Here is a 16551-nt window from a genome sequence, read left to right as displayed (position 1 = left end):
GTTAGAGACAGGACCCCAATGAGCTCCGAACTCGTTCGCGAAGGCGCCTCGACCGACCCCACACCCGCCTCGGCACTTGAGTGTCTTGTCATCGTGGCCCGCCAGCATGGGATGCATTTGACGCCGACTCAGCTGGTGCAGGACAATTTGCTTCGCGATCAGAACGTCTCGATCCCGCAGCTGATCAAATGTGCCGAGAATGCCGGCATGAAGGCCAAGGCGGTCAAGCTCGATTGGGCCCATCTGGCGCAGCTGAAGAAGGCACTGCCGGCGGTCGTTTGGCTTCGCAATGGCGCCGCCATGGTGCTGCTCTCCGTTGACGGCGATCCACAAAATATCCGCGTCACGCTCCGTGATCCGAACGCGGCGGACGACGCCCTGCTGGTCATCGACCAACCGCGGTTCGAGAACATTTGGTCGGGGGATGTCGTGCTGGTCAAGCGCGATTACGAGATTTCGGATGAGGACCAGCCGTTCAGCTTCGGCCTCATCACGTCGCTGATCTTTCGCGAGCGGCGCATGGTGCGCGATGTCGCAATCGCCGCGCTCGTGCTCGGCTTCCTGTCGCTCGCGCCGATCATGTTCTGGCGTCTCATGTCGGACAAGGTGATCTTCTACAAGGCGTACAACACATTCTATGTGCTCTGCGTCGGCATGCTGGTCGTGATCGCATTCGAGGCCGCATTCTCGTTCCTGCGACAGTTCCTGGTGCACCGGCTCACCTCGCGTCTTGACGTGAAGCTGTCCACCTACGTTTTCGAAAAAGTGTTGAGCCTGCCGATCGACTATTTCGAGCAAAACGCGGTCGGCCTGATCTCGCGCGACATCCGCGAAGTCTTCCGGGTCAGAACGTTCCTGGTTGGCCAATTGTTCGGCACCGTCCTGGATTCCACGATGCTGCTGTTCTTCCTGCCGGTGATGTTCTTCTTCAGCCCGGTCATGACCTTCATCGTTCTCGGATTTGCCGGCCTGATCGTGGCCTGGCTGGTGCTCATGCTGCCGGCTTATCGTAAAAAATCAGGTGCCGTCATGGCTGCGGAGGGCGCGCAGGGTGCGTTCCTGATCCAATCGCTCAACGGTATTCGCACCATCAAATCGCTCGCGCTCGACGCACGCCAACGGCATATGTGGGACGTGTTGGTCGCCCGCGTCGCCAAAGCGCGAATTGGCGAGGCCATGACCGGCACCATGATCCAAACCGTGGTTCGTCCCCTGGAGCGGCTCGCGGTCAACGGCTCCTACGCCATCGGCGTTTATCTGGCGCTCACAACGAATGATCCGATCTACATCGGTGCTCTGTTCGCATTCCTGATGCTGTCACAACGTGTGTCCGCGCCTCTGATGCAAATGGCGCAGCTCATCAATCAATACGATGAAGCGCGCACGGCGGTTTCGATGGTTGCAAAGCTTGTCAATCAGCCCGCGGAAGAAGGCCGGTCGGGTCATGGCGTGCGGACGCCGTTCAAGGGCCACGTCGAATTTTCCGGTGTGACCTTCAAATACAAGGGAACGGTGACACCTGCGCTCAACGACGTCTCGTTTGAGATCCCGCAAGGACAGACGCTTGGTGTCATGGGCAAGAGCGGCTCGGGCAAGACCACGATTACCCGGCTGTTGCAGCGCCTGCACTCTGATTATGGCGGGCTCATCAAGGTCGACGGCATTGACGTGCGCGAATACGATATCGACCATCTTCGGCGTAATGTCGGTGTTGTGCTGCAGGAAAACTTCCTGTTCAGCGGCACCATCCGAGAGAATATTGCGGCGGCCAAGCCTGATGCGACGTTCGATGAGGTGGTTCGCGCGGCGCGGCTTGCGGGCGCGGAAGAGTTCATCGACAAGCTGCCGCGCGGCTACGAGACCTATATATATGAAGGCTCGCCGAACCTTTCCGGTGGTCAGCGGCAGCGCCTTGCGATTGCGCGGGCGCTGATCGTCGACCCGCCGATCCTGATCCTGGACGAGGCCACCAGTGCTCTCGATGCCGACAGCGAGGCGATCGTCAACGCGAATATCGCCCGCATCGCGCATGGACGAACGCTTATCATCATCTCGCACCGTCTGTCCTCGCTCGTGAAGTGTGACGCTATTGTCGTCCTCAATCGCGGCGTGATCGACGATGTCGGTCGCCACGAGGAGCTCTTGGAGCGCAACGATATTTACAGCGGTCTTTGGCATCAGCAGAACAATCATATGATTGCCCCGGTTCGACGGAGCCCTAGCCTTGTCTCGTAGTCAGCAAGCCTCCCTTACGACGGTTCGGCAATTCCAGTCCGAGACGGATGCCATTCGCGAGGCGGCCGAGCCGTTGGTCGCCCGCGCCACCCTGTTGGTGCTCACGGCTTTCGTTGTCGTGATCGTTGGGATCATGTGTCTGACGCGCATCGATCGTGTGGTCTCGAGCGTCGGCGGCAAGATCGTTCCGGTCGACCAAATCACGGTGTTGCAGGCGCTCGACCCCTCGATCATCAAGACCATCGACGTCAGGGAAGGGGATCAGGTCAAGACCGGGCAATTGGTCGCTACGCTTGACTCGACCTTTACCGCGGCGGATGTGCATCAATACAAATTGCAGATCGCGAGCCTTGAGACGCAAATGATGCGGGACAAGGCTGAGCTCGATGGAAGTGTGCTGGTCTTCCCCGATCGCAATGACGAGGCGTTCAAGAGCTATGCGGATCTGCAGGGGGCGCTGTACGACCAGCGCGATGCGCAGTACAGGGCGCAGCTGTCGAGCTTCAATTCCAAGATCGAGCAGACGAAAGCTACTATCCAGAAGCTCGAGAAGGATGACGAGCGTTTCGGCCAGCGCGAAGAGATCGCAAAGAAGGTCGAAGATATGCGTACGAGCCTGGCCGAGAGCGGCAGCGGTTCGAAGCTCAATCTCTATGTGTCGCAAGATCAGCGCATCGAACTGTTGCGGCAAATGGACAGCACGCATAACAGCCTGCTCGAATCCAAACATACGCTGCAATCGCTCATTGCCGATCGCAATGCTTTTGTCCAGCAGTGGCGTGCGCAGCTCAGCCAGGATCTGGTGCAGACCCGCAATAACCTGGATACGGCACGATCGTCCTACGAGAAGGCCAATAAACACCAGGATCTGGTGCGACTGACTGCCACCGAACCATCGGTTGTGCTGACGATGGCGAAGCTTTCGATTGGTTCCGTTCTAAAGCCGGGCGATCCCTTTATCACCCTCATGCCGATCGGCACGCGCCTTGAAGCGGAAATCAAGCTTGCGTCCCGGGACATCGGGTTCATTCGTTCGGGAGATCGCTGCACCATCAAGGTGGACGCGTTCAACGCCACCGAACATGGCACGGCCGAGGGCAAGGTGCGCTGGATCAGCGAAGGCGCATTTACGTTGGATGACGACGGCCGGGCCGTTGAGGCCTATTACAAGGCGCGTTGCTCGGTCGAGCACGCGAACTTCATCGATGTGCCCCAGAACTTCCGCTTGATCCCCGGCATGACCCTCACCGGGGATGTCAACGTCGGAACGCGATCGGTTGCGATGTATTTGCTCGGCGGCATGCTTCGGGGCATGAAAGAGGCCATGCGCGAGCCATGATGGCAGCCCAATTTCTCCTTTGGCGAGCCAAGGAGGTCTTGCGCGGGAAATCATTTCGTCACCGAAGGTCCCCATTCGATGCGGGGGTCGCTGCCTATGAGGCTGCACGCTTTCTTGACGCTTTTCACGCCTGGAGAGACGCGAGCAAGCTTGGCCATGCGGAAGCCGATCACCGGATCGCGCTCCTATACGAAAAAGGCGAGGGCGTTCGTGGCAGCATTGCCGAGGCCGTGGCCTGGCACGAGCGCGCGGCCCAGGCGGGTCACCTCGAAGCGCAATACAAACTCGCGCTGATATACCGCCATGGCGTCCAGGCCGGACTCGGGCCTGGATCAGCTGAGACCTGGCGGCGGTCGTCCGAGGAGCGCCTCGGCGAGAAGGCATCGTCGCTTCATGCTCTGATCTTTCCACATGGTACGGCCGTTGCCAAAAACTCTGAAGCTGCGTTTCGATGGGCCAAATCTGCGGCAGATGCGGGCAAGCCCGAGGCGCAGGTCTTGCTCGGTGATCTCTACACAAATGGCGAGGGCTGCGAGCGGGACCTCAAGGAAGCACTGAAGTCTTATATGGCGGCCGCGAAACAGGACTTTGCGGCCGGCCAGTTTGCGCTCGGCGATGTCTGCTTCCAGGGCCGCGGACTGCCGGAGAATTTCGAGCTTGCCGCCGAATGGTACCGCAGGGCCGCGGATCAGGATTACGTCCGGGCGGCGGTGGCGCTTGCGTTCATGCATCTGAAGGGCAAGGGACTGCCTGAGGATCATGCTGAGGCCGCGCGGCTGTTTGCAAAGGCGGCCGAACACGACGACGCCGTTGCGCTCTACCATATCGGTATCATGCGTCTCAACGGGGATGGCGTCGAACGAGACCGCGAACGCGCGGAAACGCTGTTGCGGAAATCTGCGCGCAAGGACTATCTGCCGGCGATCCTGGGGCTTGGCGAATTCTACGCTCTCGGAGCGGGCGCGGAGCCCGACCTGCGGGAGGCCGCGTACTGGTATCAAAGAGCGGCCGAGCGCGGCGATGTGCAGGCTCAATTCTTTACCGGCCGGTTCTTTGCCACGGGCGACGGCGCGCCGCCCAATCTGCGGGAGGCGGCTAAATGGTTCCTTCGCGCGGCCGAGAACAAGCATCCCACGGCGGCCTTCAACATCGCGACGTTTTTGGCCAATGGCACCGGCCTGGAGAAGGATATCCCTGCTGCGATCAAATGGTTCGAGGTCGCGGCCCAAGGCGGCCTGAGCGCGGCGAAGGTTCAGCTTGGCCGTCTCTATGCGGCCGGCGAAGGCGGGACAGACCAAGTGCAGGCCAGACAATGGCTCGAGCAAGCTGCCAATAGCGGCGAACCCGAAGCCAAGGTTGCCTATGCCCAATACCTCTTGCAAACGGACAAGGAACGTTCACTCAAACGCGCGACAGAGCTGCTCACGGAGGCTGCCGGGGCAAACCACGGGCCGGCAAAACTCATGCTCGGACATCTCTACGCGGGGCGACTTGGTGTTCCTCCTGTCCTGACGCTCGCGGCAGAATGGTATAATAGCGCTGCCGAGGCCGGATCCATCGAGGCCATGATGGAGCTTGCAAATATCAACCTTGGTCAGAACAAGCTCGGCGCCGATCCCAAGCAGGCGGCCATGTGGCTCGAGAAGGCGGCACGTGCCGGGCATGCGCTGGCCCAATTCCAACTCGGGGTGTTGTTCTGCACCGGCAACGGAGTTGAGCTCAATCTCCAGCGAGGCCTCGGATGGTATGAGGCTGCAGCCAAGCAGGGCCATGCTCTCGGGCAGTTCAATCTCGCGGTGATGCTCTCGAAGGGACAGGGCTGCGAAAGAAGCGCAGAGAAGGCGGTCGAATGGTTCGAGCGGGCTGCCGAACAGGGTATGCAAGCTGCACAGTTTTCGCTCGCAGAGGCCAATTACGGCGGACTAGGCATCACAAAGAATGTAGAGGTCGCAGCGACTTGGTACGAAAGGGCCGCGCAGCAGGGCCATGAGGGCGCTAAAGCGCGCTTGGCGGAGTTAAAGCAGCAGCTTGCCAGGCGGTGATTGTGAATTTAGTACCCGATGGCTTTCTGCTATCGCCAGAAAGACATGATAAAGCGAACTGGCCGGGACAAAGGTCACCAATGGTTGACCTTGGGCGTCTACTCTATCGATCCAGCCAGCTCTAAACGGACGTCCCAAGAACAAGTTCTGTAATGCATTCAGAAAGCCCATTGTGAGCCGAGGCGAATGGTCTAGTCCGCTTTCGAGGTCAACAACAGCAGCTTTGAGTGCTTCGCATGTGCCCCAGCATCTTCGGCTCAGGGTTCTTCGTCCGTTTCGAAGTCCAACAGTTTCGACGACGGCGCCGGCTTCGTCAAGTCCCTCAGAATAAGCTCGGTTTCGCAGCGCATTAATATCGCTCCGCAGATCGATTCCGCACATTTTGCTGTATCGTTCGAGAAGCCACATCCACTCGAAATGGTGGCCTGGCTCGAACACCGAATCGTCATGGTCGATGAATGTCCAATCATTATCATAAAGTTCGGGTAATGCAGCGAGAGGTCTCTGAAACAGACGCGTCCTAAAGAGCTCGAAAAGTTCGCTCGCAACTAAGTCGGCTTCAACCATTCCAAATGCGTCTCTGACCTCAAGCATTGCCTCGAAGAGGTGCATTTGTGGGTTTTGTCGGCAAAATTGATCGGGCCTAGGGAGCCCATCGATGAAGCCAAATGGCAGCCGAGCGTCTGCTAGGTTCGTCCGGATAAAGTGCAACAGGCCAGCTGCCAACGTAGCATCAACTTGATTTCCAAGAACGCGGCGTGCCCATGCTAATGCAAACAACAAGAAGGAATAGCTATAGGTATCGCTCCTGTCTTCGACGATTCGTCCATTCGTCTCGATCGAAAAGGCGAAGGGAGCTGAAGACGATCCGACGCGAAATTTTGTCAGCAGCGAGCTCAATGCTTTACCAACAAGGTATTCTCCATCGAACCACCCCAGCAGCGTCGCATGAGAGAAAACGTAGATCTGTCGGCTTTGTACCATAAGCCGATGTGGAATCCCTCGAACGGGTTTTCCAGAAAAATCGAGGCGCTCTTCAAAAAGGTTTGACTCAGCATTGAATCCTGTGGTCGACCAATAAGGAAGAGTCGCGCCAATCAGCCAGTCCTTCATCGAGTTGGTACTATTCGCTAAGTCAGCGAGCATGCGGTGTTTCCGATACAAGGCACCTGTGTTCAGAGATCGACTGGCTACCTTAGGATACGTGGGTCTCAATTGTATCTGCCGTTGCCGCTTTGCTAGTCCGCATCCGCTTCACAATTCCAGTAGTACTTGAGTTCTCGACGAGAGAGATAAGAATTACGCGACCGCCGTGCTTCTCTACGATTGATTTCCCGACGACTTGATCTGCCAAATAATCGGCGCCCTTCACGAGGACGTTAGGAACAACTTGGTTAATGAGCTCCAATGGCGTGTCTTCATCGAAGCAAACTACAGCATCCACAACGGAAAGAGCTGCCATCACTCGCGTTCGAGCTCCTTCCCTCTGAACTGGTCTACTTGGCCCCTTTAGACGCTTCACCGAGGCATCGCTATTCAATGCAACGATAAGACGATCGCAGTACGAGCGAGCCTCCGCCAAGAGCTGAATATGACCCTCATGAAGGATGTCGAAGCATCCATTCGTAAATCCGACCACCAAACCATCATTGCGCCACGCCGACACGCGATTCTCCAAATCTAACCGAGAGTGAAAGATCTTCGCATCGAGTTCAAGCTTCGGCCTAGAGAGTAGGGCGTCGCGCAGCTCTTGGTGCTCAACATTCGCCGTACCGGGCTTGCCCACCACGATGCCGGCCGCAATGTTTGCAAGGCGTGCACTATTCTCAGCCGTGCCGCCGCTTACTAGGCTCAAAGCAAATGCGGCTACAAGAGTGTCGCCAGCACCGGAAACATCTATCACTCGTCTCGCTGTTGCCGGATATCGATGGCATTCTCTGAGGCCATTCGTGAGCAATACTCCTTTGTCTCCACGCGTGACGAGAATGCCTTTGCAATCAAGATCTGCGCTCAATGTTGCGGCGGCCTGAATCTGCGATTCTTCATCATCAAGGTTGAGAGCGGCAGCTTGCCTGAGTTCCGAGAGGTTTGGGGTAATGTAGCTCGCGCCGCGATAGCGCACATAATGGGATCCTTTTGGATCAACGACGACCGGTCTTCCGCAATCTTTGGCGAATCTTACGATTTCCGTGATCACCCGAGGGGTAAGTAATCCCTTTCCATAGTCGGAAAGTAACACGGCGTCGTTCTTGCCAACCAACTGTTGGGCCCGTTCGATGAGATCGTCCTCTATTTCAGTCGCTATCGGGCGGGCATCTTCAATGTCGGCCCGAAGGAGGTGAGTGTTGTGTAATCGGGCTACGAACCTTCCTTTGACTGTCGTGGGTCTCCCATTCAGATGGACGAAATGCGCCGTCACTCCGGGCAAAATTCCGATGAGATGAGAGAGGGTTTGTGCAGCTTCATCGTGACCGATTCCGGCTATGAGATCACAATGCCCTCCAAGAGAGGCAATATTTCGCGCAACGTTGCCAGCTCCGCCGATAGTTTCCTCAAGTTCGTCCAGATGGATGACCGCAGCCGGTGCTTCAGGTGAAATTCGCCCCACGCTGCCGTAGTTGAACCGATCAAGCATCAGATCGCCAACGACCAGAATGCGGCGTGTAGCGAACGTCTCAAGAATGCGTTCGAATGGCTTTGTTTCTTCTGGTAACAAGCTGACCATTGGCTCTCTCGATCTCAGAAATCGCGGGGCAGTCGGCCTTCAGCGTAGCCGTGAGTTAGAAAATGCTGTTGCGGCGAGCTGATTTCTCCGCTTTCGATACCATGTGCGACGTCGGGATAAGTGCTTAGATACCAGTCCTCATCTACCGCCACCGGGCCCGGTCTGCGACCTTCGAAGTATCCGTTTTCTACAAAGTGATGCTTGGCTGATTTGTAGTCACCCGACTGAATCGCTTCATCAACGTCCGGGTATGTCCGCCGATACCAAGTCTCGCTGACGGGAACTCCCTTCAACAGATGCCGAATCATCTCTCGCACGTCCTTACCGGAAACGCTCAACCGAGTAGTATCGCTAAGTGTTCCGACTCCGAGACTATCGAGCAAGATCGAATAGGGTGGCACGTAGGTGGTTTCTGGCTGGCCCACAACGGACGACTGCGTCTTTTTTGAAGACATGCTCATTTCGGTCTCCTGCTTGTCCGCGTCTTGATGTTTTTCACGTCCGAGCGCGTATTGGCTTTCGAGGCGGGAGCTATGAAGCCCGCCTTTAGCTGAAGGAAAGGAAGGCAAGACAATAGCACCGAGCGCGGATGCAGTTCAGTCAAGCAAACCAGCCCTCGATGACAGTCCTCACGCTTTGCTGAGTAGCAAGGCGCGCAGGTCATCTCGCGCTTGATGGCAAGAGCAGCGGTGCCCAATGGCCCCCATTCGCGGGGATCCACAACGCCGGAGTGAATGCCAACGGTCGGAACGCCGAGCGCGGCCGCGAGGTGCTTGGGACCGCTGTTGTTGCCAACGAATAACGTGCAACAATCAATGAGGAGCGGGAGATTGGGAAGTTTCAAGCGCCCCACTAGGGAGGTCACGCGATCTTTGTGTCGGACCCGCTCGATCATGTCTTCAGAGATTGCGGCTTCGTCGGGGCCGCCGATAACAACGACATTTATGTCTGCAGCGTCGACCAGCATATCGGTCAGGGCTGCAAAATGCTGTGGTGGCCATTGTCGCATTTCGGTTCCCGCGGCGGGGTGTATGCACACCACGCGTCGCTCGAACAGGGTTGAGTTCTCAAGTTCGGACACCAGGCGAAGTTGCTTCTGACGCCAATCCGCCGGCTTTTTGATGACGCTGCGTTCCAAAATTCCCGCTGCGGACACTGCGTCAACCAGATTAATTAGATCATCCGCAACATGCTGCCGCTTCGGCAAAAACCGGTGATCCCCTTCCCAAGGCACGGAAATGTCCAACCAAGAGAATTGCTGTGTGCTCGGCTCGAAACCTGCCTTGATCGGCGCCCCGGTGTACTGCAGTACTTTTCGAGTGTCTGGATGCTTGCGCAAATCGATCGCTATATCGAAGCCATATTCCGATAGTTTCGTACGCAGAGCATCGAGATCTGCTTCCGAAACCTCCTTCTGTCCGAGTCCAGATCGGGCATGAAAGAATTCGAAGGGTATTATCTCGTGAATGGAAGGCTCGAGTGAAGCTAGCGTCTTCGCCGCAGGGGCAGTCAACGCGTAGAGCTCTGCGTTTGGGAAGTGCTGCTTTAAGCGCTGGAATGCGGGGAATGCCGTCAGGAAATCGCCGATATGATCAAGTTTAACGGCCAGAATTCGCTTGATCTGATCCTTGCGGTAGATCGGATGGCCGGCGAACACAACCTGGGTTGGTTCTGACTCATGCTGATAGTTGTCGCTATTTCGCGAAAGGTCCGGATGAAAAAATGGATCGCCTTCTGAAAAAATCCTCGCCCACTTTTTGGCAAAGGCAGATCGGTCATGCACGTCCTTCATGGTAGCGCGGCTCGCGAGCTCATGATGTATCAAGGTCGCAAACGGTGTGTAAATGTTGCGGTAACCGGCCGCGTGGGAGCGAAGGCAAAAATCGAGGTCGTTGTTAACAACCGCATGTGCCTCGTCAAAGCCTCCGAGTTCGTCAAATACGGATTTTTTTACAAGAAGGCATGCTCCGGTCACGCCGATTACGTTCCGCTGGGTCAAGGCAAGACCGAAATAGCCTGGATCAGTCTCGTCGCAAAATCGAAATGCATGACGCGCAGCATTTTCGCCTGAGAGGAATAGGCCTGCGTGCTGCACCTTGCGATCAGGGTACAGCAGCTGCGGCCCCACGATACCAACGCCCTCTTCAGCTGCCAAAGCTAATAAGGTTTCAAGCCAATTAGGCTCTATCACCTCAATGTCGTCATTCAAGAAGAGTAAATAAGAACCGGATGCTTCAGCAGCTCCAAGATTATTGAATCTCGACCAGTTGAACGGTTCTAGAATTTCGACAACAACATCGCAGTTGTCGCGAAGCCAGCCCTTCCATTCGTTATCTTCATCCAGAATGTTATCAATGCCAATGATCTCAATCTGTTTGTAGGTTGATCGTTGGCGAAGGCTATCGATGCAGGTCTTGACCAGGCCTCGTGCAGCACAGGTCGGAATAATGATCGAGACCAGCTCATTCATCTCGCGCTTGTGTCTGATGCGATAGCTGTGCTCGACGCGACCTTTTTCGACCGTCGCGTTGATATTTCGGCGTCGCAGTGCTTGCCGAAGCGCCTTTAGCTCATCTTTTCTGCTCTCGATCCCGGTGGGCGATCGAGAGCAGAGTACCTTCGGAATATGCTGAATGTTCTTGGCAAGTTCGGTCAATCTGCACACGGCGTCATAGCGCCCCGAATGTTCCAGCTTCGAAGGTTCCAGATTCGCAGCACTGATCACATCAGCTCTTGCACACCAAGGCCGGCCAACGTAGTTGCTCGAAAGAAGAAGATCGGGCGACCAGCTTGGCTTGAAGAATGCATCTACGGTCTGCGAAGCCGCATTGTTTTTCCGCTCGTCGCCATAGAAGAAGTCGGACCCCGGCTTGAGTGCGGACGCGCGGGCGAACTCGAAAAGAGCATCGCAGGAAAGAACATCGCCGGCGTCTAGCGGGAGAGTCAAACTTCCCGCCGGTAGGGATAATTTCTTTGAATGCGGCAACAGTCGCGGTGCAATAACAGCAAAGCTTGCTGCTATCTTGTTTACGATTTTCAGCGCCGAGGGCGAGCCAATGAGCAGAAGCTGCCAATTCGTATATGTTTGTTCGTTAAGAGCGCTAAGGCTCGACTTGACGAATTCGGCATTTGCATTTTCGCAATTTAAAGTTATCAGAAACGAAATATTAGGTAAGCGTTGGCTGACCGCTTCGGTCAAAAGACGCTCCAATACGGGAATGTGTTTGCGGAGCGACCACGGTCCAGCCTGCTCCTGGCTTTTCGTAACCTCAATCGTGAACTCGATCGTTTTTTCTAGAGCGGCTTCGGTAATTGCCGTGAGAGACACTAGATGTTGCCCTTCAGTAAGGGCGCGACGAGGTAGGGAGAAGGCAAAGCCGCTGAGCAGAGATCCGCCCCAGTCAGGGAACGCCGTCTCAATATCCTCTCGGCGCATGCCATAGTAGGCATTGCCCACATTGACTTTGTCGAGCTCAACCTTGATCGAAGAAATCCCGTCCCGAGCGAGAGCCCAACCGACGATCGAAAGACCTCCTGTGATCGGCTGTGCTGCGACCGAATCTTTCACAGTAGGATCGTCAACGAAGATTAGAACGCTGTCGACGGCCGGGTTGTTTTGCTCAACGATCTCAATTCTTTGAGGAGCTAGGGCGATCTTGAATGTCTGTGTCCCTCCGTCCTTCAGAACAACGTCAAGGGTGAAGATATGCTCGTCTCGGAGCGCTTCCTTTTGAATTGCGCCACTAAATGCAAAGCCGGATTGCCGGGAGCCTGGCAGTGCTGGAAACAAATTCCCAACATCAGGTCTTTCGGATCCGTATTCAGCAACGCCGATCAGTTCATCTTCTAGTAAAACCCGAATCTCTGCGACGCCGGCACTCGAAACGGCCCATCCCCTGAGCTTTATCAGCCCCTCCGTTGTGAGGACTGCCTCATCAGTTGTTAGTTTGTGAGTCTCGCTGACCTCGCGCGGTTTCGCAAAGGAGATCCGATCCACAGGGACCGAAACTTCGCGAACGATGCCGCCCATAGCATTTGCGGTTACCCGAATATATATGGGGTGCTCAAAATTGGTCGCATCAGTTGCTAAGAAGAAGCCTGATGTTAAAGAGTTCGGAAAATCTGGCCACGCAGACGCGACGTCCTGCCGTTCGATTCCGATTTGTGCGTTTCCAATCAGTTCATCGTTGATTGAAACAACGACGCTCTCGATTCGAGAATGGCAGATGGCCCAACCGCCCAATCGCAAGAGCCCGGCTCGGTCGATCGCAGCGCTCTCCACGTTGAGTTGCATAGCCGCGCCAGCGTTGGAAGGGTGATCGGACGTGCTTCCGGCTTTGCTTGCCGAGTGGGCCTCGACAATGTCAATAGGGATCTCCAAGGAGCGCTCATAACCGCCGCGGCTTTTTACAGTCACGCTAACATTTAGAGTTTCTCCGGGCTGACAAGATTCCGGAATCTGCAAAACGGTTGAAAAGCCAGAATAAGCAAATGCGATATGCTTGGGATAAGCTTTGGCAAGCTCAGGCCGGAACAGGCCGTGGCGTGCCAGTTGTGTGTTGGAGCCGCACTGGATGACAACGGCCTTGACGTGCTCGTGCGCTGCAGCAACCCCTTGGACGGTAACGTGGTTTCCAGGCGCAGCGGGGAGGACAGGATCTAGGTGGAGGAACACCTTGTCAGACTGCTTTGACCTCAGTTCTGAGGGAGGGCTTTGTTCGGGTCCCGTAGGTGCATTGATAGTGTTGTCGGACATGCTATGTTCATACACGCCTGTTGGCAATTATCTAGCAAGATTGACGCCAGAGTGAGTCTTAACGTTACCTATCCAGCGAATGGGCATATGATAGCCGCTTGGGTTATGTTCCGCACCTTAAATGCGTGGGTTTCAAGCTTACTTAGCGAATCGCAACGGTTAATAGGCGCGCAGTCTATTACTGGCATCTGACAATTGATGCAGATGTCTATTTTCGAAATGTGTTCTCTAAGGGTGCGATGACGCGAGTTTTTGCCATAGGGGCTTATGGAACGAACAACGTCGGAGATGAAGCTATCTTTGACGGACTATCAGTTATATTCCCGGGGTGTGTTCCGATCCATATTGGGAAATCAGACCGTCCAAATGCCGTTTTCTTCGAGGATGTGCTCAAAAACCCTGAGTTTTTTCAGCGGGGCGATCTTCTTATAGTCGGTGGTGGAGGCCTCCTGTACGATAAGAGAGCCATCAGGCTCTTTATTGAATTGGCAAGGGCGGTCGATCGTGCTGGAGGTAAGCTTCGCATTCTTGGCTTGGGTTGTGAGGCCGCGGATGAGGCGTACTACGAGGACATACGCGAGCTCGTGGGTCTGACGGATACCGTCGAAGTTCGAAGTTCTATTTCGCAAGAAATCCTCAAGCGGATTACAGGCCGAGAAGCAGTTTTCCGAGAGGATTTTGCATTTTTTTTGCGCTCAAAGATCAATCAGGCGGAAGGAAGTTGTGATGACGTGCCTCACATAGGTATTGTAACTTCGGGAGATTACCTAGAAGACATCTCCGAATTGTGTCGAGTGATTAAGACATTTACCGCCACACCAAAAGTGAAATTCCATCACATTCCTCACTCGAGAGCGTTCTTCGATCCTAGAAACAACGACTTGACAGTTGGTCAACGCGTGTGGTCGTCGATCGACGTCTACTTTGGCAACCGAGAACAGTTGTTTTTCACTGAGTCATTTAGTTCTGATCCCACCAAGGTGTTGAACCGATATCGGAAATTAGATGGCGTTGTATCACGCCGCTATCATGGACTGGTGTTTTCAAAGATCGTTGGCATTCCTCATATGGGAATGAACGGTGAATCGCTGAAGAACGGCTCCTTCTTCGCCGACCATAGTTCCAATCTTTCTAGAATCTCGCGAACGAGCGCGGATTTGTTCCGGACATTCGCCGAGTTCTTTGAGCTTGTTAGGGATGTCAAACAGCGCACAACGGTGGATGAAAAGAGTTTCGCTGTAGAGCCCTTGCGGGGTTCATTCGAAGACTTCGGGCGTGCCAGGCCACCAAGCGTTGCAATCGGACTTGGTGACTATGAAGTGTGCCTCTTCTGCGAGCTTTTGGCTAAGGGCGCAGCTGCTGCGGCGGCCGGAGACTTACAAAGTAGACAGGAAATCGTTGCTGTACTGAAGAAACTGTCGCTCCCGCCGTTCGCTACCATCGCGAAACTTTTGGATCGAAAGGCCGAACGTGCTGTCGACAACAGCGAGGTTTCCAGAATTATTAAAGAACTGTTGTCCGATTTGCCGTTCAACGAAGGATGGTACGTTACAAGATATCCCGATATCGCGAAGGCAATAGCCCGCGGATCCATTCAAGATGCTCGTTCACACTATATAGATCTCGGTTATTTTGAGGGGCGGCGGAACGCACCTTAAAGGTCGTCCGTCTACGACTATTGCACTTTTGCTGCCGCCGCTCGGAAAGTTTCATTTCCGATGAAGATCGCAATGGGTGATCGTGCCATCATGGACCGATCAAGCGACACTTCGCCTTGTAGATTGGTGCTGAGCGTTGCCAACGGTAACGTGCTTTGCCGAAGAGCGATTTTCCTTCGACCAATTTCTCTCCCGTCCCGACTCAAAAATATCACCGCAAGGTAACCGGCTCTCCCCACGTCAACGCTTGTGCGAAGGGGGATGTCTAAATGATAGCTGCCGGGCCAAACTGCAAAGGTTTGAGAATTCGCCTTGACGACTTGGCCGCGACCAACGCTGTATTCAAAGGCGCCATCTTGCATTAGTTGTCCCATGGCAACCCTCTTCTCGCCGCCAGAGTCACCGTACTTCATAGTTCCGATCGTAACGTCTCCCGTTCCAGCGCATCGACATTCAGCATTTAGGCGGAGGGCAATTAAAGCGCTTACAGCAGCTTGCGGCACTTGACCCTCTCTTATCAAGGAAGCCAAAGGCCCACTTCGCCCGTCCTGCAGTGCCGATATTGAGATCTTCGCATTCGCTATGGGCTTTTCGTCAGCGTCGGTCAGTCGGGCGTAGAATCTCTCGGCGTCTGCTGATAGCGTCAGCTTGGTTCGCTTGCGGGCATAACGATTCACAAGGTTCGTCATCGTCCCAGGTGTGACTTCAGGAACCATGTTCGCTGGGCGCCGCATCCATGTCTGCAGGACCACGTCACTTGGAATGATGTTCAGTTGCGTCTCGACAAATTCGAAGCGTTCCTCAGCGTTCTTTGCCCATGCTACATCGTCCTGGTCATCCTCATCTCCATTATAGATGATTCCGAATCGGATGGAGCGTGCATCAAGTTCATTCTTCAAGGAGATGAGCTCTCGATCGGAGTTCATTACCCAATCAATGTCTACGTGAAAAAAATCCAGAAAAACGCCGGCTTCACCAAGGGCATCGACCCAATTAAGAAAAGTATCTAGCAGCGGAATTGATTGGAGTTGGCTAACTGGCTCGATGTCGCCGACTTGCACCCTAGGAAAAACCTGCCTCACCTCGGTCACCCCCTTTGCTACGGTGCGCGCGAGATCGGGCAAGGGGGTCTGACAAGCATTCTTGCCAGCAAAAATATGCCCAAACCATAGTGGCTCATCAAACGCGATGTATGCCAACTCGCCGCCCAAGGACTTTACTCGCTCAGCCGCTCGCAACATTGTTAGCGGCGAAGAATAGCCTTCAACACCTTGCCCACATTCCTCCCGGCTGCTCGTTAGAATAAGCGCTTCCATCGCGAGTGAGATTTTTCTCCTTTTTAGGGCGGCGAACATTTGCCTGAGATCGTCATCCGATCCATTAAGGATCCATTGCGTCGAAGTTTTAAACACATCCAAATGTGATGCTGCTTCCTTCCACGAGTCGCGTTCTTGAAACAACTTCATGTAGTCCGAAGGACTCGCATTCATCGTTTTGCGCACGAACGGATCAACTCCCGAGAGCCAAATTCGCTGAGAGTGGGCTTCTTTGGCTTGCATGCAGGTGGCCGTCGCGACGAAGGCGATAACGGCGGCAAGCAGTTTCAGGACGTGTTTCATGCGTTGATATGTCAAAGCTGTTGCGCGTATGCGCGCTCTGAAATTCAAACTAGATCGCAACTACGCTGCAAATCGGCACTCAGGGATGCGGCTTAGAGGGCGTAGTCTTCGGCGCGGGACAACTGACCTGATGGTTGCGTCGAGCAAAGGTCACTCTAGAGAGGCCATGAATTCAAG

9 protein-coding genes are annotated in these 16551 nt (G+C 54.9%); 4 read left to right on the top strand and 5 right to left on the bottom strand.

The genetic code is table 11. From position 1 onward, the window contains the following. The first annotated feature begins 18 nt into the window (after positions 1-18). Genes ACVIN2_RS12510 through ACVIN2_RS12500 form a run of 3 tightly spaced genes read left to right on the top strand, consistent with a single transcriptional unit; the run spans position 19 to position 5616 of the window. Entirely contained in the window at positions 19-2235 is a 2217-nt protein-coding gene (locus ACVIN2_RS12510) for a peptidase domain-containing ABC transporter (protein WP_456765833.1), read from the top strand. Next, the gene (locus ACVIN2_RS12505; protein ID WP_456765832.1) at positions 2225-3574 is read left to right on the top strand and encodes an HlyD family type I secretion periplasmic adaptor subunit; all 1350 of its coding nucleotides are present in this window, start codon (positions 2225-2227) and stop codon (positions 3572-3574) included. The genes ACVIN2_RS12510 and ACVIN2_RS12505 overlap by 11 nt, the downstream gene beginning before the upstream one ends. After that, positions 3571-5616, top strand: a complete 2046-nt coding sequence (locus ACVIN2_RS12500) for a tetratricopeptide repeat protein (RefSeq protein ID WP_456765831.1) — start codon at positions 3571-3573, stop codon at positions 5614-5616. The genes ACVIN2_RS12505 and ACVIN2_RS12500 overlap by 4 nt, the downstream gene beginning before the upstream one ends. Here ACVIN2_RS12500 and ACVIN2_RS12495 read toward each other — a convergent pair. Genes ACVIN2_RS12495 through ACVIN2_RS12480 form a run of 4 tightly spaced genes read right to left on the bottom strand, consistent with a single transcriptional unit; the run spans position 5590 to position 13097 of the window. Continuing rightward, positions 5590-6762 carry an AGE family epimerase/isomerase gene (locus ACVIN2_RS12495; protein WP_456765830.1) on the bottom strand — a complete coding sequence of 391 codons (1173 nt, stop codon included), beginning with the start codon at positions 6760-6762 and terminating at the stop codon, positions 5590-5592. The genes ACVIN2_RS12500 and ACVIN2_RS12495 overlap by 27 nt on opposite strands. 49 nt (positions 6763-6811) lie before the next feature. Beyond that, a complete protein-coding gene (rfaE2, locus tag ACVIN2_RS12490; RefSeq protein WP_456765829.1) occupies positions 6812-8341 on the bottom strand; it encodes a D-glycero-beta-D-manno-heptose 1-phosphate adenylyltransferase in 1530 nt (509 codons plus the stop codon). 14 nt (positions 8342-8355) lie between these two features. Beyond that, complete coding sequence (locus tag ACVIN2_RS12485) at positions 8356-8802, bottom strand: hypothetical protein (protein ID WP_456765828.1); 447 nt, start codon at positions 8800-8802, stop codon at positions 8356-8358. Further along, positions 8799-13097 (bottom strand): glycosyltransferase family 9 protein, encoded by a 4299-nt coding sequence (locus tag ACVIN2_RS12480; RefSeq protein WP_456765827.1) that lies wholly within the window; start codon positions 13095-13097, stop codon positions 8799-8801. Before ACVIN2_RS12480 ends, ACVIN2_RS12485 begins: the two co-directional genes overlap by 4 nt. 239 nt (positions 13098-13336) lie before the next feature. Here ACVIN2_RS12480 and ACVIN2_RS12475 point away from each other — a divergent pair, with 239 nt between their 5' ends. Next, positions 13337-14755: a polysaccharide pyruvyl transferase family protein gene (locus ACVIN2_RS12475; protein ID WP_456765826.1), complete on the top strand. Its 1419-nt coding sequence runs from the start codon at positions 13337-13339 to the stop codon at positions 14753-14755. 17 nt (positions 14756-14772) lie between these two features. Here ACVIN2_RS12475 and ACVIN2_RS12470 read toward each other — a convergent pair whose 3' ends face one another. Beyond that, positions 14773-16374, bottom strand: a complete 1602-nt coding sequence (locus tag ACVIN2_RS12470) for a hypothetical protein (protein ID WP_456765825.1) — start codon at positions 16372-16374, stop codon at positions 14773-14775. Positions 16375-16551: the final 177 nt, after the last annotated feature.

It is taken from the genome of Bradyrhizobium sp. USDA 3650, assembly GCF_054057395.1.
This window is presented reverse-complemented; position numbering and strand designations above follow the sequence as displayed.